At 73.5% G+C, this 24,025-nt stretch carries 18 protein-coding genes; 15 read left to right on the top strand and 3 right to left on the bottom strand.

What is annotated here, in order from left to right:
- Positions 1-122: 122 nt before the first annotated feature.
- Complete coding sequence (locus tag FLX08_RS03115; RefSeq protein WP_142616657.1) at positions 123-503, top strand: DUF3040 domain-containing protein; 381 nt, start codon at positions 123-125, stop codon at positions 501-503.
- 186 nt (positions 504-689) lie between these two features.
- Here the strand turns inward: FLX08_RS03115 and FLX08_RS03110 are convergent, their stop codons facing one another.
- The 3 genes from FLX08_RS03110 to FLX08_RS03100 form a co-directional block, all read right to left on the bottom strand.
- A complete protein-coding gene (locus FLX08_RS03110; RefSeq protein ID WP_142616656.1) occupies positions 690-3,131 on the bottom strand; it encodes a transglutaminase TgpA family protein in 2,442 nt (813 codons plus the stop codon).
- Between the two features lie 35 nt (positions 3,132-3,166).
- A complete protein-coding gene (locus FLX08_RS03105; protein ID WP_142616655.1) occupies positions 3,167-4,423 on the bottom strand; it encodes a DUF58 domain-containing protein in 1,257 nt (418 codons plus the stop codon).
- A 160-nt stretch (positions 4,424-4,583) separates the two neighbouring features.
- Complete coding sequence (locus tag FLX08_RS03100; RefSeq protein ID WP_142616654.1) at positions 4,584-5,564, bottom strand: AAA family ATPase; 981 nt, start codon at positions 5,562-5,564, stop codon at positions 4,584-4,586.
- Between the two features lie 491 nt (positions 5,565-6,055).
- On the opposite strand from FLX08_RS03100, the gene mraZ reads away from it, so the two are divergent.
- From mraZ to FLX08_RS03030, 14 genes are all read left to right on the top strand, one after another.
- Positions 6,056-6,487: a division/cell wall cluster transcriptional repressor MraZ gene (mraZ, locus tag FLX08_RS03095; protein WP_079318531.1), complete on the top strand. Its 432-nt coding sequence runs from the start codon at positions 6,056-6,058 to the stop codon at positions 6,485-6,487.
- Positions 6,488-6,771: 284 nt separating this feature from the next.
- Positions 6,772-7,695, top strand: coding sequence for a 16S rRNA (cytosine(1402)-N(4))-methyltransferase RsmH (rsmH, locus tag FLX08_RS03090; protein ID WP_142616653.1), 924 nt, complete (start codon positions 6,772-6,774; stop codon positions 7,693-7,695).
- On the top strand, positions 7,692-8,558 hold the full coding sequence (gene ftsL / locus FLX08_RS03085; protein WP_142616652.1) for a cell division protein FtsL: 867 nt from the start codon (positions 7,692-7,694) through the stop codon (positions 8,556-8,558). The genes rsmH and ftsL overlap by 4 nt, the downstream gene beginning before the upstream one ends.
- Before the next feature lie 986 nt (positions 8,559-9,544).
- Positions 9,545-11,275: a peptidoglycan D,D-transpeptidase FtsI family protein gene (locus FLX08_RS03080; protein ID WP_244312300.1), complete on the top strand. Its 1,731-nt coding sequence runs from the start codon at positions 9,545-9,547 to the stop codon at positions 11,273-11,275.
- A gap of 79 nt (positions 11,276-11,354) precedes the next feature.
- Positions 11,355-12,926, top strand: coding sequence for a UDP-N-acetylmuramoyl-L-alanyl-D-glutamate--2,6-diaminopimelate ligase (locus tag FLX08_RS03075; RefSeq protein ID WP_142616866.1), 1,572 nt, complete (start codon positions 11,355-11,357; stop codon positions 12,924-12,926).
- Positions 12,927-12,989: 63 nt separating this feature from the next.
- Positions 12,990-14,357: a UDP-N-acetylmuramoyl-tripeptide--D-alanyl-D-alanine ligase gene (locus tag FLX08_RS03070; RefSeq protein ID WP_142616651.1), complete on the top strand. Its 1,368-nt coding sequence runs from the start codon at positions 12,990-12,992 to the stop codon at positions 14,355-14,357.
- The gene (gene mraY, locus FLX08_RS03065; RefSeq protein WP_142616650.1) at positions 14,354-15,430 is read left to right on the top strand and encodes a phospho-N-acetylmuramoyl-pentapeptide-transferase; all 1,077 of its coding nucleotides are present in this window, start codon (positions 14,354-14,356) and stop codon (positions 15,428-15,430) included. Before FLX08_RS03070 ends, mraY begins: the two co-directional genes overlap by 4 nt.
- Positions 15,412-16,788 carry a UDP-N-acetylmuramoyl-L-alanine--D-glutamate ligase gene (gene murD / locus FLX08_RS03060; RefSeq protein WP_142616649.1) on the top strand — a complete coding sequence of 459 codons (1,377 nt, stop codon included), beginning with the start codon at positions 15,412-15,414 and terminating at the stop codon, positions 16,786-16,788. Before mraY ends, murD begins: the two co-directional genes overlap by 19 nt.
- Complete coding sequence (ftsW, locus tag FLX08_RS03055; RefSeq protein ID WP_142616648.1) at positions 16,785-18,245, top strand: putative lipid II flippase FtsW; 1,461 nt, start codon at positions 16,785-16,787, stop codon at positions 18,243-18,245. Before murD ends, ftsW begins: the two co-directional genes overlap by 4 nt.
- A 1-nt stretch (position 18,246) precedes the next feature.
- Entirely contained in the window at positions 18,247-19,326 is a 1,080-nt protein-coding gene (gene murG / locus FLX08_RS03050; RefSeq protein WP_142616647.1) for an undecaprenyldiphospho-muramoylpentapeptide beta-N-acetylglucosaminyltransferase, read from the top strand.
- Complete coding sequence (gene murC, locus FLX08_RS03045; RefSeq protein ID WP_142616646.1) at positions 19,323-20,747, top strand: UDP-N-acetylmuramate--L-alanine ligase; 1,425 nt, start codon at positions 19,323-19,325, stop codon at positions 20,745-20,747. The genes murG and murC overlap by 4 nt, the downstream gene beginning before the upstream one ends.
- A gap of 31 nt (positions 20,748-20,778) precedes the next feature.
- The gene (locus FLX08_RS03040) at positions 20,779-21,450 is read left to right on the top strand and encodes a cell division protein FtsQ/DivIB (protein WP_142616645.1); all 672 of its coding nucleotides are present in this window, start codon (positions 20,779-20,781) and stop codon (positions 21,448-21,450) included.
- 247 nt (positions 21,451-21,697) lie between these two features.
- Complete coding sequence (ftsZ, locus tag FLX08_RS03035) at positions 21,698-23,161, top strand: cell division protein FtsZ (RefSeq protein WP_142616644.1); 1,464 nt, start codon at positions 21,698-21,700, stop codon at positions 23,159-23,161.
- A 33-nt stretch (positions 23,162-23,194) separates the two neighbouring features.
- On the top strand, positions 23,195-23,908 hold the full coding sequence (locus FLX08_RS03030; RefSeq protein WP_142616643.1) for a YggS family pyridoxal phosphate-dependent enzyme: 714 nt from the start codon (positions 23,195-23,197) through the stop codon (positions 23,906-23,908).
- Positions 23,909-24,025 lie beyond the last annotated feature (117 nt).

Raw genomic sequence — 24,025 nt, 5'->3', positions numbered from 1 at the left:
GGACGTTTTCTTTCGCCTACGTCTGAGGCCTCGTATTCTGGGGATAACCGACCGCGAGGTTCGGACACCCCGTGTCGTCCGTTGCCGTCTTCCCCTGAATGGGGCCGTCCTTGGGAGGCGCCGTGCCGCTGTCTGAGCACGAGCAGCGCTTGCTCGACCAGATCGAGCAGGCCCTCTATGCCGAGGACCCGAAGTGGGCGAACACCGTACGGATCAGCGATCCGCGCAGCCACTACAAGCGCCGCCTGGTGAAGGCCTCCATAGGCTTCGCACTCGGCGTGGTCCTGCTGATGGTCGGCGTCGTCGCGGCCCAGATCTGGCTCGGTGCCGCCGGTTTCGTGGTCATGCTGGCAACCTGCCTGTGGGGCCTGTCGAGCTGGAAGCGCATGAACGGGTTCGGCGACTCCCCGCCCGCGGCCCGTGGCCGTGGCCGCCGTCCCCAGCGCCAGAGCTTCATGGAGCGCATGGAGGAGCGCTGGCGCCGCCGCCACGACGAGCACTGATCCCCGTCACACTCTGAGCCACCGCCGGTGGGCCCGCTTCCCGGGCCCACCGAGTCGTCTGCGCCGCCCGGCGCCCCCGGCTCCGCCTTGGCATACGGCTGCTGCCTGCCGCGCGCCCGGCGGGGCCCGGCGCCCCCGGCGGCGGCTCGGCCGGCTAACGGCTGCCGGGGGCCGGGGGCCGGGAGATCAGCGGCGGGCGCCGGTGAGGGTCAGCTCCCTCGCGGGGTCGTCCGCCCCGGCCCGGGTGCCGCCCGGGCGTTCCGGCGTGGTCGCCGCCCGCGTTCCGCCGGGCCGCCCCCGCCAGAGCCGCAGCCCCTCCAGCCGGTCGAACACGTCGAGCGCGCCCTCGCCGGCCGCCCGCACCCGCAGCAGGACGGACATCGGGGCGAGCGCGGCCCCAAGACGCCGCCACCGTGAGGCCTTCGACGCCAGGTCGCGCCTGATCCGGTGCAGGTCCGCCGGGACGGGCCCCGACGCCGAGGGCGTGGGAGCGTACCTGAGCCGTTCCTCGGATGTGACGACGCGGGTGAGCGCCTCGGCGGCCTGCGGCCCGAGCGCGTATCGCTCGCCGATCCGGCGGCCGAGCGCGCGCGGCGTCTCGCTCGGCTCCCCGGCCATTCCCAGGTCCGTGAGCATGTCGCGCAGCTCGGCCCAGGCCGCGTGGCCTCCCGCCGCCGTACGCGTGACCCGGCGAAGGCGACGGCGGCGCACCACGACCCGCGCGGCGGCGGGCAGCAACAGCAGCGCGAGCGCGGCGGCGGCGCCGATGCCGATCTTGACGGGCAGGGGCGTGCCGGGGTCGGCCGCGATGGCCGTGCCGTCGAGGTCGCGGTCGAGCTGGCGCGGGTTCGGCCGGGCCGGCCCGGCGCTCTGGCCGGCGTCGTCATCCTCGCTCGACGACGGCCCGCCGGACGGGTTCGCCGTCGGGTCGTCCGTCGGCGTGACGGGCAGCGAGTAGAGCGGCACCTGGGCCGTGCCCTGCCCGGCGGCCCCGGTGGGGGTGGGCTCGAACCGCAGCCAGCCGATCCCGTCGAAGAACAGCTCCGGCCACGCGTGGGCGTCGTGCGTGCGGACCGTCCACTCATTGCCGATCTTGGTGCCGCCGGTGTATCCGATCGACACCCGCGCCGGGATGTTGAGCAGGCGCGCCATCACGGCCATGGCCCCGGCGAACTGCTCGCAGTAGCCGATGCGGTCGCGCAGCAGGAACCGGGACAGCGCCTGCGCGCCCGATCCGGACGCGCGCACGTCGTAGGTGAACCGGCCGTCCCGGGTGAACCACTCCTGCAGCTTGACCGCGGCCTCGTACGACGAGGCGGCGTCGGCGGTGACCCGGTGGGCGAGGGCGGCCACCCGGGGGTCGAGCCCCTCGGGCAGCTGCAGGTAGCGGTCGGTGTCCGGGAGGGTCACCGCCGTGCGCAGCTCGGTCAGGGTGGGCTCGGGCTCCTCGGTCGTCACCCGATAGTCCAGCCCGGCCGCCTCGTCCTCGGTGGAGAAGACCATGAGCGAGGCCCGGTCGGCGCGCCAGTCGCCGTCCGCCTCGACCTGCCTGGCCGGGTAGGGCAGCGGCAGGAAGTGGAGCCTGTCGATCTCCTCGCTCATCGTCACCCGCATCTCGGCGCGCTTCACCGCCACCCCGGGCCGGAGCCCGGGAACGGGCGGCAGCGGCCCCTCCGACACGCGGTCCTCCGGGCGTCCGCGCAGCGGGGCCAGCGTCCACTTCGTCCCGTCGAAGACGTCGAGCGAGTAGATCCGCAGATAGCGCGGCACGTCGTCGCTGCTGGTGTAGGTGAGCACGGTCGCGTTGCGCTGCTGCCTGAGCTGGCCGCCGAGCTTGGCGATGGCGTCGGGGATGCCGATGTTGCCGCCGCCCCCGCCGAGGCCGTTGCCGACGCCGAAGCCGAACAGCGGATCGGGGGAGAGGACCGGCAGCAGCGCGGGCACCAGGACGGCCAGCGCGATCGCCGTCACGCCGATGCGCTTGCCCGACAGAGCGAGCCGCTCGGTGTCGGGGGCGGCGCCACGCGAGGCGCCGGAGGAACGGCGCACCACTACGGCCCGGCCCCAGCGGCTCAGCCGCTCGCGCCCGTCGGCGACGAGCAGGCCGATGTAGCCGAAGGCCGCGACGACGAACGCGATCCACCCGATCGGGTCCGTGATCACCGCCGCGGGCACGGTGAACAGGCCGAGCATCGGCAGCCCGGCCAGGGCCGCCCGGCGCAGCCGCACCGCGAAGACGTCCACGAGCAGGGCGATCAGCGCCACGCCCGCCGTGGTGAGCAGCATGATGCCGGGGTTGTCCGGCACCGGGGCGGCGTACCGCTGGATGTCGTCATATCCGGAGCCGATCAGCTCGGCGAGCCGGACGATCGAGTCCTTGGTGGGGATGATCCGCAGCCACGCCTCGTCCGGCGTGAACACGAGCGTCAGGTAGATCAGGACCGCCACGGGCGTCACGGCGGGTGCCACCCACGGGCGGGCGCCCAGGCGGGAGGCCACCGTCCCGGTCACGGTGACGACGAGGATCGTCCCGATGCAGGACCAGAACCAGGTGCCGCCCTCGAAGAGCGGATAGAGCGTGATCGTGACGGCCGCCGTGGCCAGCCCCGCCGCAACCGGCAGTTTCATTGCTTCCTACCTTCCGTCCCGCCGGAGCGGCCGGCTCAGGCCGCGCTCCTCTTGTTTCCGGCCTCCGGCCACACGTCGGCGAGCGACGTGCCGGCGGGCAGGTCGAGCACCCGCCACCCGGCGCCGGTCAGGACCGACCGCGCGGCCCTCGCGTTCTCCTCGGCGACGGCGTCCCAGGAGGCCCCGTGCCCGGACGCGCGGTCCCAGGAGGCGAGGTCGAGCAGGATCGCGACGGCGGTCACGCCCGAGTGCCTGAGCTGCGCGAGCGCCCGGGCCTCCTCCGGGTCGAGCCCCCCGAGGACCGCGATGATCAGCCCTTCGCCGCCGCCCTGACGCAGCGCGCCGACGCCGTGCTCCAGCGAGCGCGCCGTGCTCTGCCGGATGACCGAGAGCGTGTCGAGCAGCGACCACGACTGGCCGGTGTCCACCACGTGCCCCGCGCCCTGGTCGGTGACCAGGCGCAGGGCGAGCCCCTCCGCGGACAGGTGCACGCCGATGGACGCGGCGGCGGAGACCGCGACCTCGAACGACGAGCGCGGCCCCTCGCCCCGGTGCGCGTGCCTGCGGGTGTCGAGCAGCAGCGCGCCCCGGCTCTGCCACTCCTGCTCCTCGCGCCTGACCATCAGCTCGCCGTGCCGCGCGGTCGAGCGCCAGTGGACCCGGCGCAGGTCGTCGCCCTGGCGATACTCGCGAGGCGCCACGTCGTCGTCGCCCGCCGCCGCGACCGACCGCGTACGGCTGTCGCCGCCGCCGCTGTACTCGCCGGAAAGGCGCGCAGGCGGCAGCGGCACCACCTCGGGCGTGACCACGAGCGTGTCGGTGATGGTGAACGAGCGGGTCAGCTCCACCAGCCCGAACGGGTCGGCGATCCGCACCGAGAGCGGCCCGATCGGGAAGCGCCCGCGCAGGTCCGAGCTCACCTTGTAGTCGATCTCCCGGACGCCGCGCGACTCCATCCGGTCGAGGACGAACCTCGGCCGGGTGCCCAGCGCGTACTGCAGGGTGTCCTCCACCAGCAGCAGCCCGGTGGGCAGCCGGGTGACGTTCTCCAGCCGCAGGGTGACCGTGGTCTGCTCGCCGGCCTGCACCCGCGCCGGGGTGAGCCGTCTGGCGCAGGCCAGCCGATAACGCGTGCGGGCCACGACCATCGACGCGAGCAACGGCATCGCGATGATCAGCACGGACACGCGCAGCAGGTCCTGCTCGCCGAGGACGAGCGCGCACAGCAGGGCCGCCACGCCGGACGCGAGGAACGAGCGTCCTCGCGAGGTCAGAGCCTTCAGCCCGATCATGGGCCCTCCGTCACTTGCTCACTGTCACACTGCCGGGCGCGCGCCCTGCTTACTCGCGGCCTGCCTACTCGTGCCCGGCTCATTCGCACCCGGTCCACTGCGCGCTGCTTACTTGCATCCGCTCGCATCCGGCCCACTCGCATCCGGCCCGCTCGCGTCGCTACTTGGCGTCGGGCACCGGGACGCGCCGCACCAGCTCGCCGACGAGCTGTTCGGGGCGGCGGCGCTGCCCCTGCGCCTCCAGGCTCGGCAGCAGGCGGTGCGCCAGCACGGGGACGGCCAGCTCCTGCAGGTCGTCCGGGATCACGTAGTCGCGGCCCGACAGCGCGGCGTGGGCCCGCGCGCTGCGCACCAGATGAAGGGTGGCACGCGGGGAGGCGCCGAGCCGCAGGTCGGGGGAGTGCCGGGTGGCCGCGACCATGTCGACCGCATAGCGCTTGACCGGCTGGGAGACGTAGACCGCGCGGACGGCCTCGATCAGCGCGGCCACCTCCGCGGTGGTCGCGACCGGCTCCATCTTGTCCAGCGGCTGTGAGGCGCCGTGCACGTCGAGCATCTCCAGCTCGGCGGCAGGCTCCGGGTATCCCATGGCGATCTTCGCGGTGAAGCGGTCGCGCTGCGCCTCGGGGAGGGGATAGGTGCCCTCCATCTCGATCGGGTTCTGCGTCGCGATGACCATGAACGGCGCCTCCAGCGCGTAGGTCACGCCGTCGACCGTGACCTGGTGCTCCTCCATGCACTCCAGGAGGGCGGACTGCGTCTTGGGGGAGGCGCGGTTGATCTCGTCGCCGACGACGATGTTGGCGAAGACCGGTCCGGGCTTGAACTCGAACTCCCGCGTCTGCTGGTTGTACGCGCTGACACCGGTGATGTCGCTCGGCAGCAGGTCGGGGGTGAACTGGACCCGCTTGACCGGGCAGTCGATGGAGCGCGCCAGGGCCTTGGCGAGCATCGTCTTGCCCACACCGGGCACGTCCTCGATCAGCAGGTGGCCCTCCGCCAGGAGCACGGTGATAGTAAGGCGGACGACGTCACTCTTGCCTTCGATCACTGATTCGATCGAGGCGCGGATCCGGTGGGCGGTATCGATGAGATCCTCGAGCCGGGCTGAAGCATCGGTGACGTCGGGAGTTACTGCCACCAGGTCTCCTTGAGGGTGCGTCCCCGAGAATGGGGCGTTATACGTTCCTTTTCCATTCTGTGTACTGACCCTATGTCCCCTCTGGTTCTAGGGCGACTTTGTCCGGAAATCCGGGTGAACTGCCCACAGTGTTGTGGCGTCTCTTCACGGTCACGTCGTGCGTTCGTCCGAATCCCGTGACACGTGAAGCCGGGCGCGCCCCCGGCGCGCTCCACTTCCCCCCACCGGGTTCCTCCACCCCGCTCAGGCCGCCGCCGGGAACCCCGTACGCGGCGGGGTTTCCGGGGTGCCGACACGCCCGCGCGCGGGGTAGGGGGCGCCGCGGCGCCCCACTCCGACCCACCCCATTTCACCTGGGAAAACGCCGCCGATTTTGAATGCCGACACGGTCAGAATCAGTTGACGGTGGGGAGAAGTGGAGTATGGTGGTGCGCAGTGGAGGGCAGGGGCTAGAGCGCTGAGCGCTCCACAAGGCACAGGAGGTGGGTCCGGTGTTCCTCGGCACCCACCACCCGCGCCTCGACGACAAAGGACGGCTGTTCCTGCCGGCGAAGTATCGCGAGGAGCTGGCGGAGGGTCTGGTGATCACCAAAGGCCAGGAGCGCTGCCTCTACGTCTTCCCCGTAGAGGAGTTCCAGCGCATCACCGAGGCCCTGCGTACCGCTCCGGTGACGGCGAAGGCGGTCCGCGACTACAGCCGTGTCTTCTTCGCCAGCGCGTCCGACGAGGTGCCGGACAAGCAGGGACGCATCACGATTCCCCAGACGCTGCGGCGTTACGCCGGGCTGGAACGTGACTGCGTCGTGATCGGCGCCAACACGCGACTGGAGATCTGGGACGCCCAGGCATGGGACACCTACCTGGAGGCCCAGGAACAGGCATTCTCCGATCTGTCGGAGGAGGTGCTGCCCGGGATTCTGTAGATCGGTCCTTTCTTTTGATCAATTGACCCGTCGGTGACGTTCGGCGAGGTCTCCACCCGCTCCCATGTGGCAGCTGATGCACCTTCCCCGGTGTCAGACGCCACGGCCGGCGACGCGGATGGGGACCTGGCCGGACGGGTCGGTTCTCCGGGAACCGGCATGGGTGGGGGTCCGTTGGGTAGTCACCGGCGGCACAGCCGCGAATCCGCGAGTACTGCGGCGTTAAATGGGGGTTGGAAGCGTTGTCGCAAGAGCCCGGTCAGCCGGGTGGTCACGTTCCGGTCATGCTCGATCGCGTGCTGGAGTTGCTCGCTCCGGCGTTGTCCGGACCGGAGCCGGTGGCCGTGGACGCCAACCTCGGTCTCGGCGGGCACGCCGAGGCGCTTCTGGCCGCCCACCCCTCCCTCCACCTCGTCGGCATCGACCGCGACCCCACCGCCATCGAGCGCTCCACCGCCCGGCTCGCGCCGTACGCGGACCGGATCACTCTGGTGCGCGCCGTCTCCGACGAACTGGCCGATGTGCTCCGTGACGCCGGACGGCCCCGCGTGAACGCCGCGCTGTTCGACCTCGGCGTGTCCTCCCCTCAGCTCGACGAGGCCGAGCGCGGTTTCGCCTATTCCTACGACGCCCCCCTCGACATGCGGATGGACCGCGAGCAGGAGCTCACCGCCGAGCGTGTGGTGAACACCTACTCCGCCGCGGACCTCACCCGCATCCTGCGCGACTACGGCGAGGAGCGGTTCGCGGCACGCGTCGCGAACCTCATCGTCAAGGAGCGCGCCAAGGACCCCATCACCAGCACGAAACGGCTTGCCGACCTGGTCCGCGCGGCGATACCCGCCGCCACGAGGCGGACCGGAGGCAACCCCGCGAAGAGAACGTTCCAGGCGCTGCGCATCGAGGTGAACGGCGAGCTGTCGGCGCTCGAACAGGCGCTCCCCGCCGCACTGGACGCGCTGGCGCTGGGCGGGCGCGTGGTCGTGCTCGCCTACCACTCCCTTGAGGACCGGCTCACCAAGCAGGTCCTCGCGGCGCGAACCAGGGACACCAGCCCTCCCGGGCTGCCGGTCCCCCTGGAGGCTCACCAGCCCCGGTTCCGCCTTCTGACGAGGGGAGCGGAGCTCCCGGACGACGAGGAGGTGGCCCGCAACCCGCGGGCGGCCTCGGCCCGCATGCGGGCGGCAGAGAGGATCCGCGAGGGATGAGGACAGAGCAGGAGAGCAGGAGGGCGGCCGGGCGCACGGCCGCGCCGCCCCGCGTGCCCGGCCGCACGCCGGGCCGGACCGCCGCGACGGCGGGCGAGGCCGTCGCCGCTCCCGACAAGCGCCGCGTCCGCCCCGGCGCGCCCGCGACAGGCGACGACCGCGCGCGCGAGGCCGTCCCGGCTCCCCGCGGCGGCGCGCAGAGCCGCAGCCGTGAGGCCGCCCCGGCGTCCCGGCCGGGCGCGGACGGCCGGCCCCGTCGTGAGGCGGTCCCGGCTCCCCGGAAGGCTCGTACGGACGCGCGCCCCGGTGAGGCGGCCGCGGCGTCCGCGGGATCCGTCGCGGCCCCGAAGCGCGACGGCTCCCGGGTGCGTACGGCCGCCCCTGCCACGTCCGGCACGGCCGCATCCCGTACGGCGACCCGTCCCGCGCCGTCCCGTGAGGCCAGGGGTCTCACCGAGGTCGCGCCCGCGCCGCGGCGCGTCCGGCGCAGCGGTCCGGAAACCCGGCCGGCGGCGACCACGCGTGCCACAATGGCGCGGCGGGCGTTCCGGCGGCCGCCGCGTGCGCCCTTCGTGCTGCTCGTCGTGGGCCTCATGTGCGGTGGCCTGGTGACCCTCCTGCTGCTGAACGTGGTCCTCTCGAAGGACTCGTTCAGGCTGAGCGACCTGCAGTCGAGCATCGACGAGCTGCACGAGCAGGCCGCGGAGCAGGAGAACCAGCTCCGCCAGTGGACGCAGCCCAACGCGGTGAAGGAGCAGGCCGCGGGGCAGGGCCTCGAGCCCGACAAGTCCGCGCCGAAGTTCATCGACGCGGGCGGCGGCACGGCGCAGGAGCAGGCCCAGAAGGAGGGCACGGACCGGTGAGAGACAGCGGCCGGAACCCGGGTCCCGGCCGCGGGGGTCCCAGCGGGCGAGGCGGTGGCCAGGGCCCGGGCGGTGACAGGAGGAGCCCGGGCTCCCCGGGGCGGCCGCCCCGCCAGGACGGGCCGCCGAGGCTCGGTCGTCCCGGCCGTCCTGCCGACCCCGGACGCGACGACGCGACGGGCGGCTCGGCCCGGCGCGGCCGCACCGGCGGTGCCCCGGAAGGCGGAGGCAGGCAGGGCGGCGGCCGGGCGGACGGCGCGCGCGACGCCGCGGGCGGGCGCGACGACACCAGGAACGGCCGCGGCGGCGAGTCGCCCGGGCGGCGCCCCGCCCGGCCGCACGGCGGCATGCCGGGCCACGGTACGCCGGGGCACGGTGGGTCGGGCCACGGTGGGTCGGGCCACGGTGCGCGGGGAGGCGGGTCTGGTGCCTCCGGCCGCCCGCGCGCCGCGGCCGGCGGCGATCCGCGTCCCGGCGCCACAGGAAAGCAGGGCGCCACAGGAAAGCAGGGCGCCTCGGGAAAGCCCGGCGCCTCAGGAAAGCAGGGCGCCGCAGGAAGGCCCGGCGTTTCCGGCAAACCCGGTGTTTCAGGCAAACCCGGCGCCGCAGGAAGGCCCGATGTCCCGGGAAGGTCCCCCGGCAGGTCCGGCGCCCCGGGAACGCCGGGGACGGCCGGAGACGGTGCGTCGTCGAAGGCGGACGCCCCGGGCAGGACCGGCGCGCCACGCCCGTCCGGGGCGAGCCCGTCCGCGCCGAGGTCATCCGCGCCGCGACCGTCCACATCACGGCCGTCCGTATCGCGGCCGTCCGCGTCCAGGTCGTCCGCACCCGGTGCGTCCGGCGGGACGGGCGGCACCGGCGGGGGTCGTCCCCGCACCGGCGGCGCTCCGCCGCGTCCGCCCGGTTCTCAGCGTCCCCCGGGCCCGCGGCGTTCGTCCGGCCCGCAGCGTTTCTCGGGCCCGCCCGGCCCGCCGCGTCCGCCCGCCGTGCTCCGGCTGGGCAACCCCGCCCGGCGGCTGCGGGCGGCGCTGGTGGTGATGGCGATCGTGCTGTCGCTGTTCGCCGGCCGGCTGGTCCAGCTCCAGGGGTTCGACTCCAAGGTGCTCCAGGCGAGGGCCGCCGAGCAGCGCGTGCGCCCCGAGACGCTGCCGGCCAAGCGCGGCTCGATCACCGACGCCGGGGGCCACGACCTCGCCGTGACGGTCGAGGCCAGGGAGATCTACGTCGACCCCGCGGACGTCGACCCGGCCAAGCGCGACCTGGTCGCCACCACGCTCGCCCGGGAGCTGAACAAGCCCAAGGAGGAGATCGCCGCCGCGCTGGCCAAGACCACCCAGCGGTACATCCCGCTCGCCCGTGACGTCGAGCCGCCGCGGGCCAAGCGCATCATGGGCTTCGAGCTCAAGGGCGTGGGCATGAAGGAGACCTACCGCCGCCTCTATCCCGGAGGCTCGCTCGCGGGCGGCCTGGTCGGCTTCGTCGGCGTCGACGGCAGGGGCCTGGAGGGCCTGGAGAGCGCGTACGACGACATCCTGGCGGGCAAGGACGGCAAGCAGAGCGTCGAGCTCGGCGCGAACCGGCAGCGCATCCCGATGACGCGCAGCCAGCGCGAGGCGCCGGTGCCCGGGCGGGACGTGCGCCTGACGATCGACAGGGACCTCCAGTGGGCGGCGGAGCAGGCGCTCGACCGGCAGGTGCGGGCGAGCCGGGCGCGCAGCGGCAGCGTGATCGTCATGGACGTGCGGACCGGGCAGATCCTCGCCATGGCGAACGCGCCCCAGGCCGACCTCAACAACTGGCAGTCGGCCCCGGCCGAGGACCGCGCCAACCGTGCCGTGTCGGAAATCTTCGAGCCGGGCAGCACCAACAAGGTGATCACGGCCGCGGCGGCGATGGAGGCGGGCGCGGTCACCCCCGAGACCGTCTTCCGTGTGCCCGATCACATCCAGTGCGCCGACCAGCAGCTCAGGGACGCCCATCCGCACAAGCCCGAGCCGCTGACGTTCACCGGGATCCTCGCCGAGTCGAGCAACGTCGGCACGATCATGGTATCGGAGAAGATCACCAGTCAGCGGCTGTACGACATGTTCCGGTCCTTCGGGTTCGGCGCGCGCAGCGGGTCGGGGGTCCCCGGTGAGCAGGCCGGCCTGCTGCCCGAGTGGCAGACGTGGTCGGGCAGCCAGCGCTGTACGATCGCCTACGGCCAGGGCATTTCGGTCACCGCGCTGCAGATGGCCAGCGTCTACCAGACGATCGCCAACGGCGGAGTGCGGTTGACCCCCTCGATCGTGGCGGGCACCACCGACGAGCACGGCGCGTTCGTCCCCAGCCCCCCGGCGAAGGGCACCCGGGTGATCAGCGAGGCCAACGCCAAGAAGATCGCGCTGATGCTGGAGGCCGTGGTGGGCAACGAGGGCACGGGAGAGGAGGCCTCGATCGAGGGCTACCGTGTCGCGGGCAAGACCGGCACCGCCATGCGCTACGACGAGAAGTGCGCGGGATACTGCGGGTACACCGCCACGTTCGTCGGCTTCACCCCGGCGGACCAGCCCCGGCTGGTCGCCCTGGCGGTGATCCAGGACCCGAAGAAGGACCACTACGGCGGCTCCGTCGCCGCCCCGGTGTTCAAGGACGTCATGACTTTCGCGTTGAAGAGCAGGAAGATCCCGCCGACCGGCACGAAGGCGCCCGCGATGGTCCTTCGCCCGTCGGAGTGACGGCCACGTGAGCGGAGCCGACGTGGCCGGGACGAGCGACGGAGGGGGGTACGCTCTCGCCGTGCGTTCCCCGTCGTCCATGCGTCCCGAGGCCGTCCAGGCCCGCCCGCTGTCCGCCCTGGCGTCCCTGCTCGGCACCTCGTCGGCCGTCCCGTCCCCCGGAGCGCGGGCGGTGCGCGGCACGGTCACCGGCATCACCCTCGACTCGCGCCGGGTGCGGCGCGGCGACCTGTACGTGGCCGCGCCCGGCAAGGCCCGGCACGGCGCGGAGTTCGCCGCCGACGCCCTGGCGTCGGGCGCGACGGCGATCCTGACCGACGAGGAGGGCCGCGACCGGGCCGTCGCCACCGGGCTGCCGGTGCTCGTCGTGCCCGACCCGCGCGCGGTGCTCGGACAGGTCGCCGCCTGGGTGTACGGCAAGCCGGCCGACGGCATCGCGCTCATCGGCGTCACGGGCACGAGTGGCAAGTCCACCTCGACGTTCCTGCTGGAGGCGGGACTGCGGGCGGCGGGCCACCGCACCGGCCTGGTGGGCGGCGTGGAGATCCGCGCGGGCGACGTCCGGTTCACCCCCGAGCTCACCACCCCCGAGGCGACCGACCTGCAGGGGCTGTTCGCGCTGATGCGCGAGCGGGGCGTGAGCGCGGCGGCCATGGAGGTCTCCAGCCACGCCCTGGCCCTCGGCCGGGTGGACGGCCTGTGCTACGACGTGTCGATCTTCACGAACCTCTCGCAGGACCACCTGGACTTCCACCGCGACCTGGACGACTACTTCGCGGCCAAGGCGCGGCTGTTCACCCCGGAGTTCAGCCGGGCGGGCGTGGTGAACATCGACGACGCCCACGGACGGGAGCTGGCCGGGACGGCCAAGATCCCGATCACCACGTTCTCCGCCACCGGGGCGCCGGAGGCCGACTGGCGCGCCGAGGACGTGCGCCTCGGCTCCGCGGGCAGCACGTTCCGCCTGGTGGGGCCCGGCGGGGTCGAGGCCGAGGTGTCGGTGGCCCTGCCCGGCCCGTTCAACGTGGCCAACACGCTCGGCGCGCTGGTGGCGCTGGTGGAGGCCGGGGTCCCGCTGCAGGCCGCCGTGACCGGCGTCGGCGAGTTCGCCGGCGTGCCGGGCCGGATGGAGCGGGTGCCGGGCGCGGACGACGTCCAGGTGATCGTGGACTACGCGCACAAGCCGGGCGCGGTCGAGTCGGTCCTGCGCTCGCTGCGCGCCGTGCTGGACGACGGGCCGGGCGGCCGCCTGGTGATCGTGCTGGGCTGCGGCGGCGACCGCGACCGCGGCAAGCGCCCGATGATGGGCGAGGCCGCCGTCCGTCTCGCCGACCTCGCCGTGTTCACCAGCGACAACCCTCGTACGGAGGACCCGCTCGCGATCCTCGCCGCGATGCTGGAGGGCGCGCTGCGGGTACCCATCAAGGAGCGGGCCCACGTGGTTGTGGAGCCGGACCGGGCGGCCGCCATCCGTCTGGCGGTCGGCGGTGCGGTGCCCGGAGATGTGGTAGTTGTGGCCGGCAAGGGACACGAGCAGGGGCAGTATGTCGGGGGCGAGGTCATTCCCTTCGACGACCGTGAGGTGGCCGCCGCGGCCATCGCGGAGCGGAGCCGGGCACGGCGGGCGGCGCGAGAGGCCGCCGATGCGTGAGCCGATGCCGGGCCGTGTCCGGGCGGCCGAGTTAGCGACGCGAAAGAGAGCAGGAAAGACACCATGATCCCGTTGCCGCTGGCCCGGGTCGCCGAGATCACGTCCGGAGCACTACACGGGGTGGCCGACCCCGGGGCCGTGGTCCGGGGACCCGTCGTGATCGACTCACGGGCGGCCGGACCGGGCTCGCTGTTCGTGGCGATCAAGGGTGAACGGGCCGACGGGCACGACTTCGCCCGGCAGGCCCACGACGCCGGCGCCGTCGCCGTCCTCGCCACCCGGCCCGTCGACACGCCGGCCGTGATCGTGGGCGACCCGCTCGCGGCCCTGGCCTCGCTCGCCACCGCCGTGCTGTCGGAGCTGCCCGGCACGACCGTGGCCGGGGTGACCGGCTCCGCGGGCAAGACCACGACCAAGGACCTGCTGGCCGGTCTCGCCGCCCGGCTCGGCCCCACGGTCGCCCCCATCGGCTCGTTCAACAACGAGATCGGCCACCCGCTGACCGTCCTCAAGGCCGACGAGACCACCCGCTTCCTGGTGCTGGAGCTGAGCGCGCGCAACGTCGGCCACATCGCCTATCTGGCGAAGATCGCCCCGCCCCGCATCGGCGTGGTGCTCAACGTCGGCACCGCCCACCTCGGGGTGTTCGGCGGCAAGGAGGCCATCGCGCAGGCCAAGGGCGAGCTCGTCGAGGCGCTGCCCGCCGACGGGGTCGCCGTGCTCAACGCCGACGACCCGCTGGTGCGCGCGATGGCCGGCCGTACGAGCGCGCGGGTGACCTACTTCGGGCGCTCGCCGGAGGCGCACGTGCGGGCGGAGGACGAGACGCTCGACGCGACCGGCCGCGCCTCGTTCACGCTGCGCACGCCGTCCGGCGCCGCCCCGGTCCGGCTGCGCCTGTACGGCGCGCACGCGGTGGACAACGCCCTGGCCGCGGCGGCGGCCGCGTACGAGCTGGGGCTGCCGGTGGCCGCCATCGCCGAGGAGCTGTCGGCGGCCGAGCCGCGCAGCCGCTGGCGGATGGAGGTCGGCGAGCGGCCCGACGGCGTGACCGTGATCAACGACGCCTACAACGCCAACCCCGACTCCATGCGGGCCGCCTTCGGCAGCCTCACCGTGATCGGCGAAGGACGGCGGCGGTTCGCGGTGATCGCCGCGCTGCGTGAACTCGGCGAGGACAGCGCGGCGCTCAACGAGGACCTCGGGCGGCTGGCCGCGGGCGCGGGCCTGGAGGCCGTCGTCGTGGTGGGGGAGGACGCCGGGCCGGTGCTCCGGGGCGCGCCCGGCGCGATCCACGTCCCGGACGCCGCCGCGGCGGCGCGGGAGTTGTCCGGCCGGCTCGCGCCGGGCGACGTGGTGCTGGTGAAGGGGCCGCGTGCGGCCGGGCTCGAGCGGGTCGCCGAGGCGATCCTCGGAGGTGACGCCCGGTGAGGAACATCCTCATCGCGGGGGCGATCTCGCTGATGTTGTCCATGGTCGGCACGCCGCTGGCCATCCGGCTGTTCGCCCGCAGGGGCTACGGCCAGAACATCCGGGAGGAGGGCCCGTCGGGACACTACGACAAGAAGGGCACTCCCACGATGGGCGGCACGGTGATCGTCATCGCGTCGCTGATCGGCTATTTCGTCGCGCACGGGGTGACCGTCTTCTCCGCGGTCAGCGACCCGCCGACGGCGTCGGGACTGCTGGTGCTGTTCCTGATGACGGGCCTCGGCGCGGTCGGCTTCCTCGACGACTTCATCAAGATCTACAAGCAGCGCAGCCTGGGCCTGCGCAGCGGCGCCAAGGCGGGCGGGCAGCTCGTCATCGGCGCGATCTTCGCGGTGCTGGTGCTGCGGTTCCCCAACGCCTACGCCGTCACCCCGGCCGACACGCACGTGTCGTTCCTGCGGGACATCGGGCCGTCCATCGGGCTGATCGGGTTCATGATCTGGGTCGTGTTCTTCATCGTGGGCTTCTCGAACGCGGTGAACCTGACCGACGGCCTCGACGGCCTGGCCTCCGGCGCCACCTGCCTGGTCCTCGCGGCGTACGTGCTGATCGGCAACTGGCAGCTGCGCAACAGCTGCACGACGGTCGGCTTCGGCCCCAACTGCTACTGGGTGCGCGACCCGCTGGACCTGGCGGTGGTCGCGGCGGCGGTGCTGGGCGCCTGCCTGGGCTTCCTGTGGTGGAACGCCCCGCCCGCCAAGATCTTCATGGGTGACACCGGCTCGCTGGCCCTCGGCGGTGTGATCGCCGGCCTGGCGTTCACCACCCGGACCCAGCTCCTGCTCGTCATCCTGGGCGGCCTTTTCGCGATCATCACGATGTCGGTGATCATCCAGGTCGGGTCCTTCAAGCTGACCCGCAGACGCGTCTTCCGGATGGCGCCGCTCCAGCACCACTTCGAGCTGTCGGGCTGGGCCGAGACGACGATCGTGGTGCGCTTCTGGCTGATCGCCGCGCTGTGCGTCGCCGCCGGTCTCGGGCTGTTCTACCTCGAATGGATGCCGAAGCAGTGACCGTCGTCGTCGCCGGCCTCGGCGTGTCGGGCGCCGCCGCGGCGCGGGCCCTGGCGGCGCGCGGCGAGCGCGTGACCGTGCTGGAGGCCGCGGACGGCGAGCGGCAGCGCGCCACGGCCGCCGAGCTCGCCGAGCTGGGCGTGGAGGTGCGCTTCGGCGAGCCCGCCCTCCCCGCCGGGACCACGCTCCTGGTCACCTCGCCCGGCTGGCGTCCCACCCACCCGCTGCTCGTCGCCGCCGCGGACGCGGGCGTCGAGGTCATCGGGGAGGTCGAGCTGGCCTGGCGGCTGCGGCGGGAGCCCGCGGCCCCCTGGCTGGCGCTGACCGGCACCAACGGCAAGACGACCGCCGTCCGCATGCTCACGTCCATGCTGTCGGCCGCCGGTCACAAGGCCGTGGCCGTGGGCAACGTCGGCGTCCCCATCGTCGAGGCCGTCGACGGGCCCTACGACGTGCTGGCCGTGGAGCTGTCGAGCTTCCAGCTCCACTGGTCGTCCACCGTGGCCCCGCTCGCCGGGGCCGTGCTCAACGTGGCGCCCGACCACATCGACTGGCACGGCTCCATGGAGGAGTACGCCGCGGCCAAGGCGCGCATCTTCGCGGGCGCGGGGACGGTGGTCTACAACGCCGACGACGCGTCGTCGTCCCGGCTGGCCGAGCCGTACGCCTCGCGGGTGGGCTTCACGCTCGCCGTGCCCCGCCCGGGGGAGCTGGGGGTCGTGGAGGACCTGCTGGTCGACCGGGCCTTCGTGGCCGACCCCGTGACCTCGGCGGAGGAGCTGGCCTGCCTCGCCGACGTGCGGCCGTTCGCGCCGCACAACGTCGCCAACGCGCTCGCCGCCGCGGCGCTGGCCCGCGCGTACGGCGTGCCGCCCGAGGCCGTACGCCGCGGCCTGCGGGAGTTCACCCCCGACCCGCACCGGATCGCCCACGTGGCCCGGGTCGGCGAGGTCGACTACGTGGACGACTCCAAGGCCACCAACCCGCACGCGGCCGCCGCGTCGCTGGCCGCCTACCCGTCGATCGTGTGGATCGCGGGTGGTCAGCTCAAGGGCGCCGACGTCGACGACCTCGTACGGCAGGCCGCGCACCGGCTGCGCGGCGCGGTGCTGCTGGGGACCGACCGGGATGTGATCCGCCGCGCATTGGCGCGACACGCCGCGAATGTCCCCGTGGTGGACGTGCCGGAGCAAGACACTGGGGTCATGGACCGTGTCGTCGCCGAAGCCGCCCGGCTCGCCACCCCGGGTGACACCGTGCTGCTCGCCCCCGCCGGGGCGTCACTGGACATGTTCGCGAGTTACGGAGCGCGTGGGGAGGCCTTCGCCCGAGCCGTGCGGCGGCTGGCGGCCTCGTGACGGGCCCAGCGACCGGCCCGGCGACCGGCTCGCCCGGCGCCGCCACCGTCCGCGAGCCGGAGCGTCAGGGGCCCGAGCCCGTCGGCTGGGCCGCCGCCCAGCTCGCCGCGCTGCGCGAGCTGCTCGGCCGCCCGCTGACGTCCTACCACCTGGTGCTCGGCTGCAGCGCCCTGCTGCTGGCGCTCGGGCTGATGATGGTGCTGTCGGCGTCGAGCATCGAGGCGCTGCAGCGGATCGGCGACCCGTTCTACTGGTTCCTCAAGCAGGTCACCTCGGTGGCGATCGGGCTTCCGCTGATGTGGGCCTGCTCCCGGCTGCCGCAGCGGTTCTTCCGCCTGGCGGGCTATCCGCTGATGGGCCTGTCGATCCTCGGCCTGCTGATGGTCATCTTCCTCGGCCAGGAGCTGCTGGGCGCCCAGCGCTGGATCGTCATCGGTCCGTTCTCGGTGCAGCCGTCGGAGCCGGCGAAGCTGGCCCTGGTGCTGTGGGGGGCCGACCTGCTCGCTACGCGGGCGCGCGCCGGCCGCATCGAGTGGCGGCAGCTGCTGATCCCGCTGATGCCGGGCGTGGCCCTGCTGGCCGTCCTGGTCATGCTCGGGCGCGACCTCGGCACGACGCTCGTGCTCATGATGATCTTCCTGGCGCTGCTGTGGGTGGTCGGCGCGCCGGTGCGGCTGTTCGGCGGCATCCTCGCGCTGCTCGCGCTGGCGACCGCCACTATGATCCTCGTCGAGCCATACCGGCTCGACCGCCTCACCGGCTTCCTGCACCCGTGGGAGACCGCGCAGAACGAGGGCTTCCAATCCGCCCAGGGGCTGATGGCCATCGGCTCGGGCGGCTGGTTCGGCCTCGGGCTCGGCGCGGGCCGGCAGAAGTGGAACTACGTGCCGCACGCGGAGAGCGACTTCATCTTCTCCATCCTGGGCGAGGAGCTCGGGCTGATGGGGACGCTCGTGGTGGTCGCGCTGTTCGGCCTGCTCGGCTATGCCGGGCTGCGCATCGCCATCAGGACGAAGGACCCCTTCGTCCGGCTGTCGGCCGCCGCCGTCACCGCCTGGATCGCCGGGCAGGCCGTCGTCAACATCGGCGCGGTCATCGGGGTCTTCCCGGTCACCGGTATCCCGCTGCCGCTGGTCTCGTACGGCGGATCGGCGCTGCTGCCGACGCTCGCCGCGCTCGGCATGCTGGTGTCGTTCGCCAAACAGGAGCCCGGAGCGGCCGAGGCGCTTGCCGCCCGTGGCCCGGGACCGGCCGCGCGGGCTCTAAGCTGGCTTGGCCTGAACGGCCGCGCCGGGCGGCGGCCCGCGGTCTCGCGGGCACCGGCCCGTCAGCGGGCGGCGCGGCCGCCGACGGCACGAAGAGGAACGACAGGGAACGGACGCGGCGACATTCGCGAGAAGATCCGGGAAGACGCCCGCGAAAGCGTCCGGGAGAACGTCCGCGAAGACAGGGAGTGACATGAGGGTGGTCCTCGCCGGCGGCGGGACGGCCGGCCATATCGAGCCGGCGCTCGCGCTGGCCGACGCGCTTCGCCGGCTCGACCCGAGGATCGGCATCACCTGCCTCGGCACCGAGCGCGGCCTGGAGACCCGCCTGGTGCCCGCCCGGGGCTACGAGCTCGAACTCGTGCCCGCCGTGCCGCTGCCCCGCTCACTCAGCCCCCGGCTTCTCACCGTGCCCGGCCGCCTCGCGGGGGCCATCGGCAGCGCCGCGGGCATCCTCGACAAGGTCGGCGCGGACGTCCTGGTCGGCTTCGGGGGATATGTCGCCACGCCCGGCTACCTCGGAGCCCGGCGGCGCGGCGTGCCGATCGTGGTCCACGAGGCCAACCCCAGGCCCGGCCTGGCCAACCGGCTCGGCGCCCGCATCACCGAGCACGTCTTCACCGGCCACCCGGACGCCGTGCTCCCGAACGCCGAGTACATCGGCATCCCGCTGCGCCGTGAGATCAGCATGATGGACCGCCTGTCGATGGGCGACAAGGCGCGGTCGTACTTCGGGCTGGAGTCCGACCGGGTGACGCTGCTCGTGTTCGGCGGCTCCCAGGGCGCCCGCTCGATCAACCAGGCGGCGCTGGAGGCCGCGCCCTACCTGCGGGCGGCGGGCGTCCAGGTGCTGCACGTGATCGGGCCCAAGAACACCGTCGAGGTGGAGCCGCCGCCGGGCGACCCGCAGTACGTCATCCTGCCGTACGTCGACCGGATGGACCTCGCCTACGCCGCCGCCGACCTCGTGCTGTCCCGTGCGGGCGCCATGACCTGCGCCGAGCTCACCGCCGTGGGGCTGCCCGCGGCGTACGTGCCGCTGCCGCACGGCAACGGCGAGCAGCGCCTCAACGCCGAGCCCATCGTGCGGGCCGGGGGCGGCCTGATGGTCGACGACGCGAACCTGTCGGCGGCCTGGATCGTCCAGACGCTGCTGCCGATCCTGAACGACCCCGAGCGCGTGGTCGCGATGTCCGAGGCCGCATCGCGGATGGGCCGCAAGGACGCCGACATGGCGCTCGCCCGCAAGGTGCTGGAGATCGCTCACCGATGAGTCTCGTCAAGCTCGTGGATCCCGTCCCGGCGGCCGACCTGGGGCGGGTGCACTTCATCGGCATCGGCGGTGCCGGCATGTCCGGCATCGCCCGGATCCTGCTCAAGCGAGGCGTGCCGGTGTCGGGCAGCGACGCGCGGCCCTCGGAGCTGCTGGCCGAGCTGCGCGAGCTGGGCGCCGTCATCCACGTCGGCCATGCCGCCTCCCATATCAAGGAGGTGGACACGGTCGTGGTGTCCACCGCCATCCGCGACTCGAACCCGGAGCTGGGGGAGGCGCTGCGGCAGAACCTGCGGGTGATCCCGCGCGCCGCCGCGCTGGCCTCGGTCATGGCCGGCCGCACCGGCATCGCCGTCGCCGGCACGCACGGCAAGACCACGACCACCTCCATGCTGACCGTGGCGCTGCAGAAGTGCGGCGAGGACCCGTCCTACTGCGTCGGCGGGCAGCTCGTGACGACCGGGCTCGGCGCCGACGACGGCGCGGGCGAGGTGTTCGTCGCGGAGGCCGACGAGAGCGACGGCTCGTTCCTCATGCTCGCGCCGGGCGTCGCCGTGGTCACCAACGTCGAGGCCGACCACCTCGACAACTACGGCGACCCCCAGGCCGTCCACGACAGCTTCGCCCGCTTCGTCGAGCGCATCGGGTCGCTGCTCGTGGTGTGCGCCGACGATCCGGGCGCCGCCGCCCTCGTGCCCCTCGCCCGTGAGCGCGGCCTCACGGTCGTCACGTACGGCGAGAGCGCCGGCGCCGACCTGCGCACGACCGACGTGGTGCCGCGCGGCCTCGGCGTGGAGTTCGGCGTGGAGCTCGGCCCCGCCGTGCCCGGCGGGCCGGGACGCGGCGAGGTGCGCCTCGCCGTGCCGGGCCGGCACAACGCGCTCAACGCCACCGCGGTGATCGCCGTGGCGCTCCACCTCGGCCTGGGCTTCGACGACGTCAAGGAGGGCCTGGCCGCCTTCACCGGGGCCAAGCGGCGGTTCGAGTCCAAGGGCGAGGCCGCGGGCGTGACGGTCTTCGACAGCTACGCCCACCACCCGACCGAGCTGACCGCCGACCTGCGCGCCGCCCGCGACGTCGTGACCGGCGACGGCCGGGTCATCGCGGTCTTCCAGCCGCACCTCTACTCGCGCACCCGGTTCTTCGCCGACGAGTTCGGCGCGGCGCTCGGCCTCGCCGACGAGGTGATCGTGCTCGACGTGTACGGCGCGCGCGAGGACCCCGAGCCCGGGGTCTCCGGCGCTCTGGTCGCGGGGAAGGTCCCGCTTCCCGCCGAGCGGGTCGTCTACGCGCCCGACCGGCGGGCCGTGCCGGAGCTCGTCGCCGGCCGGGCCCGCCCCGGCGACATCGTGCTGACGATGGGCGCGGGAGACGTGACGGAACTCGGCCCGAAGATCGTCGCGGAGCTGTCCGCCCGGTGATGCGCGCCGTGATCCGGAGCGTGGGGGACCGGTGAGGCGGGCCGTCCGGCGTTCGGCGCTCGCCACCCTGCTGGCCGGCGGGGTGGTGGGCGTCGCCACGTGGGTCGTGTTCTTCTCGCCCGTCCTCGGCGTGCGCGAGGTCGAGATCACCGGCAACAACCGGATCCCCGCCGAGCAGGTGCGGCAGGTCGTCGGAGTGCGCACCGGCACGCCGCTCGCCACCGTCGATCTCGCCGGGGTCGAACAGCGGGTGCGCGCGATGCGCGCGGTCGAGTCGGCCACGGTCGAGCGCGGCTGGCCCGGAACGCTGCACATCAGCGTGGTCGAGCGCGTTCCCGCCGCCGCCGTGCCCATGGGCCTGACGACCGCGGTCGTCGACCGCTACGGCGTCGTCCTGCAGGAGGTGGCCGTGGCCCCGCCCCGGCTGCCCGTGCTGCGCGTCCAGCGGGCCGCCGTGGACGACCCCGCCACCAGGGCCGGGCTCACCGTGCTCCGGGCGCTGCCCGAGAGCGTCCTGCAGCGCCTGCGGGAGCTGCGCGTCCCCTCGCCCCGGTCGATCACGCTCAAGCTCACCGACGGCCGTACGGTCGTGTGGGGAGACGCGGAGCGCTCGGCGCAGAAGGGACGTGTCCTGCTCGCCGCCCTCGCCAAGCCGGGAACCAGCTACGATGTCAGCTCGCCGCAGGTGGTGACGGTCAAGTGAGATTTCTCACGGGCCGGGAAAACGTGGTCCGGGCCCGCCCGGGAGCGGGGCTTCGTGCGAAAAGGACAGCGCGCGACACGCCGGACGGCCTTGCGGCGCGGTTAGTTGACCCTGGGGGACGCGCAACCCTACTGTCCGTATCAATCCTCAGGTTGACATAACTCTAAATCTCAACTTGAGGGTGAGAGTTCAGAAGACGGCGGGCCCTGCCCGCATGAAACGCAAACGAGCGGAAAGGCCCCTCGTCGTGGCAGCACCGCAGAACTACCTCGCGGTCATCAAGGTCGTCGGCATCGGCGGCGGCGGAGTGAACGCCGTCAACCGGATGATCGAGGAGGGACTCAAGGGCGTCGAGTTCATCGCCATAAACACTGACGCCCAGGCGCTGCTGATGAGTGACGCCGACGTGAAGCTCGACGTGGGGCGCGAGCTCACGCGGGGCCTCGGCGCGGGCGCCAACCCGGAGGTGGGCCGCAAGGCCGCCGAGGACCACCGGGAGGAGATCGAAGAGGTCATCAAGGGCGCCGACATGGTCTTCGTGACCGCGGGCGAGGGCGGCGGCACCGGCACCGGCGGCGCGCCGGTCGTGGCCAGCATCGCCCGCTCGCTCGGCGCGCTGACGATCGGCGTGGTCACCCGGCCCTTCAGCTTCGAGGGCAAGCGCCGGGCCATGCAGGCCGAGGCCGGCATCGAGACCCTCCGCGAGGAGGTCGACACCCTGATCGTCATCCCGAACGACCGGCTGCTGTCGATCTCCGACCGCCAGGTGAGCGTGCTCGACGCGTTCAAGGCCGCCGACCAGGTGCTGCTGTCCGGTGTGCAGGGCATCACCGACCTCATCACCACGCCCGGTCTGATCAACCTGGACTTCGCAGACGTGAAGTCGGTCATGTCCGGCGCGGGCTCGGCCCTCATGGGCATCGGCCACGCCAGGGGTGACGACCGGTCGGTCGCCGCCGCGGAGATGGCGGTATCCAGCCCGCTGCTGGAGGCGAGCATCGACGGCGCCCACGGCGTGCTGCTGTCCATCGCGGGCGGCTCCGACCTGGGGCTGTTCGAGATCAACGAGGCGGCCCAGCTGGTCAGCAACGCCGCCGCGCCCGACGCCAACATCATCTTCGGCACGGTCATCGACGACGCGCTCGGCGACGAGGTGCGGGTGACGGTCATCGCGGCCGGGTTCGACGAGCCCGAGCCGGCCAAGCCGGCGGCCGCGCCGCTGTCGCGGCCCCAGCAGACCCGTCCTGCGACGCCCGCACCAGCGGCCCGTCCCGCGCCCGCGCCGGCCAAGCCGGAGCAGCGCGCGGAGCCCGCGCAACCGCCGGTGCGTCCGGTGAGCAGTGTGGCGCAGCCCGCACCCGCTCCGGCGCAGCCCGCGAATCCGCCGGCGACCCAGTTCTCGGTGAACGCGCTTCCGTCGAACCCCGTGCCGCCGCCGGCCCAGCCCGTGAGCCAGCCGGTCCAGCAGGCGACGTCGCAGGCCGCGTCCGGGCCGGAGGCCCAGCAGGCCGAGGCGGTCACGCCGTTCCAGCGCGACGCGGCGGCCGACGGCGGGCGTGACCAGGGCGCCACCGGGCCGCTGTCGATCCCGCGCCCGGCTCCCGAGCCGCCGACCCCGATCACATCCAGGACAGCTCAGCCGGGTCCCCGGCGTCCGGTGGTGTTCGAGGAGCAGGAGGAGGAACTCGACGTGCCGGACTTCCTCAAGTGACGCTGGGCATCCGTACGGCCGGGGGAACGGTCCGTGGCTGACCGGCGCGAGGAGCTGACCGCGGCCCTGGCCGAGGTGGAGCGGCGCATCGAGGACGCCTGCCGGGCCGTCGGCCGGTCGCGGTCGGAGATCACCCTGATCGCGGTGACGAAGACCTACCCGGCCTCCGACGTGCGGCTGCTCGCCGAGCTCGGCGTGGCGCACGTCGGCGAGAACCGCGACCAGGAGGCGGCGGCCAAGGCGGCCGAGTGCGCCGGTCTCGGCCTCACGTGGCACTTCATCGGCCAGTTACAGACGAACAAGGTCCGCTCGGTCGCGTCCTACGCCCACATGGTCCACTCGGTGGACCGTCCCCGGCTGGTGGACGCGCTCGGCCGCGAGGCCGTACGCGCGGGGCGCGAGGTCGACTGCCTCATCCAGGTCGCTCTCGACGCCGCGCCGGGCGAGGGCGGGGCCGGACGGGGCGGCGCCGCGCCGGAGGAGGTGCCGGCGCTCGCCGGGCTCGTGGCGAAGACGGAGGGGCTGCGCCTGCGGGGAGTCATGGCGGTCGCCCCGCTGGGGGAGGACCCGTCCGCCGCGTTCGCGCGGCTGCGGGCCGTCGCCGAGCGGGTCCGCGAGGAACACCCCGCCGCCGACGTCATATCGGCGGGAATGAGCGGAGACATCCCCCAAGCTGTGGCGAACGGCGCGACACACCTTCGAGTCGGTACGGCGTTGCTCGGCCGCCGAAAGCCCTTCGTCAGGTAATGTCCCCCAAGTGGACCATGGTGTCCGCGCACAGGTAGAGGTCGATCAGCGGTGAGCTCCAAGGGGGGTACGGCTACCGCCCTGGCCTTCCAAAGGGACCTTGAAGGCACCAGTAAC

It is taken from the genome of Microbispora hainanensis (assembly GCF_006874475.1).
Classification (GTDB): domain Bacteria; phylum Actinomycetota; class Actinomycetes; order Streptosporangiales; family Streptosporangiaceae; genus Microbispora; species Microbispora hainanensis.
Note: the sequence above shows the minus strand (reverse complement) of the source record. Positions and strands in the feature narration are given on the sequence as shown.

What these genes read in the sequence shown, in the direction of transcription:
- rsmH (WP_142616653.1), top strand. Translation starts at nt 6,772, where the DNA reads ATGCTCGATCGCGTGCTGGAGTTGCTCGCTCCGGCGTTGTCCGGACCG.
- murD (WP_142616649.1), top strand. Translation starts at nt 15,412, where the DNA reads ATGGATGCCGAAGCAGTGACCGTCGTCGTCGCCGGCCTCGGCGTGTCG.
- FLX08_RS03070 (WP_142616651.1), top strand. Translation starts at nt 12,990, where the DNA reads ATGATCCCGTTGCCGCTGGCCCGGGTCGCCGAGATCACGTCCGGAGCA.
- murG (WP_142616647.1), top strand. Translation starts at nt 18,247, where the DNA reads ATGAGGGTGGTCCTCGCCGGCGGCGGGACGGCCGGCCATATCGAGCCG.
- FLX08_RS03105 (WP_142616655.1), bottom strand. Translation starts at nt 4,423, where the DNA reads ATGATCGGGCTGAAGGCTCTGACCTCGCGAGGACGCTCGTTCCTCGCG.
- FLX08_RS03075 (WP_142616866.1), top strand. Translation starts at nt 11,355, where the DNA reads ATGCGTCCCGAGGCCGTCCAGGCCCGCCCGCTGTCCGCCCTGGCGTCC.
- ftsL (WP_142616652.1), top strand. Translation starts at nt 7,692, where the DNA reads ATGAGGACAGAGCAGGAGAGCAGGAGGGCGGCCGGGCGCACGGCCGCG.
- murC (WP_142616646.1), top strand. Translation starts at nt 19,323, where the DNA reads ATGAGTCTCGTCAAGCTCGTGGATCCCGTCCCGGCGGCCGACCTGGGG.
- FLX08_RS03110 (WP_142616656.1), bottom strand. Translation starts at nt 3,131, where the DNA reads ATGAAACTGCCGGTTGCGGCGGGGCTGGCCACGGCGGCCGTCACGATC.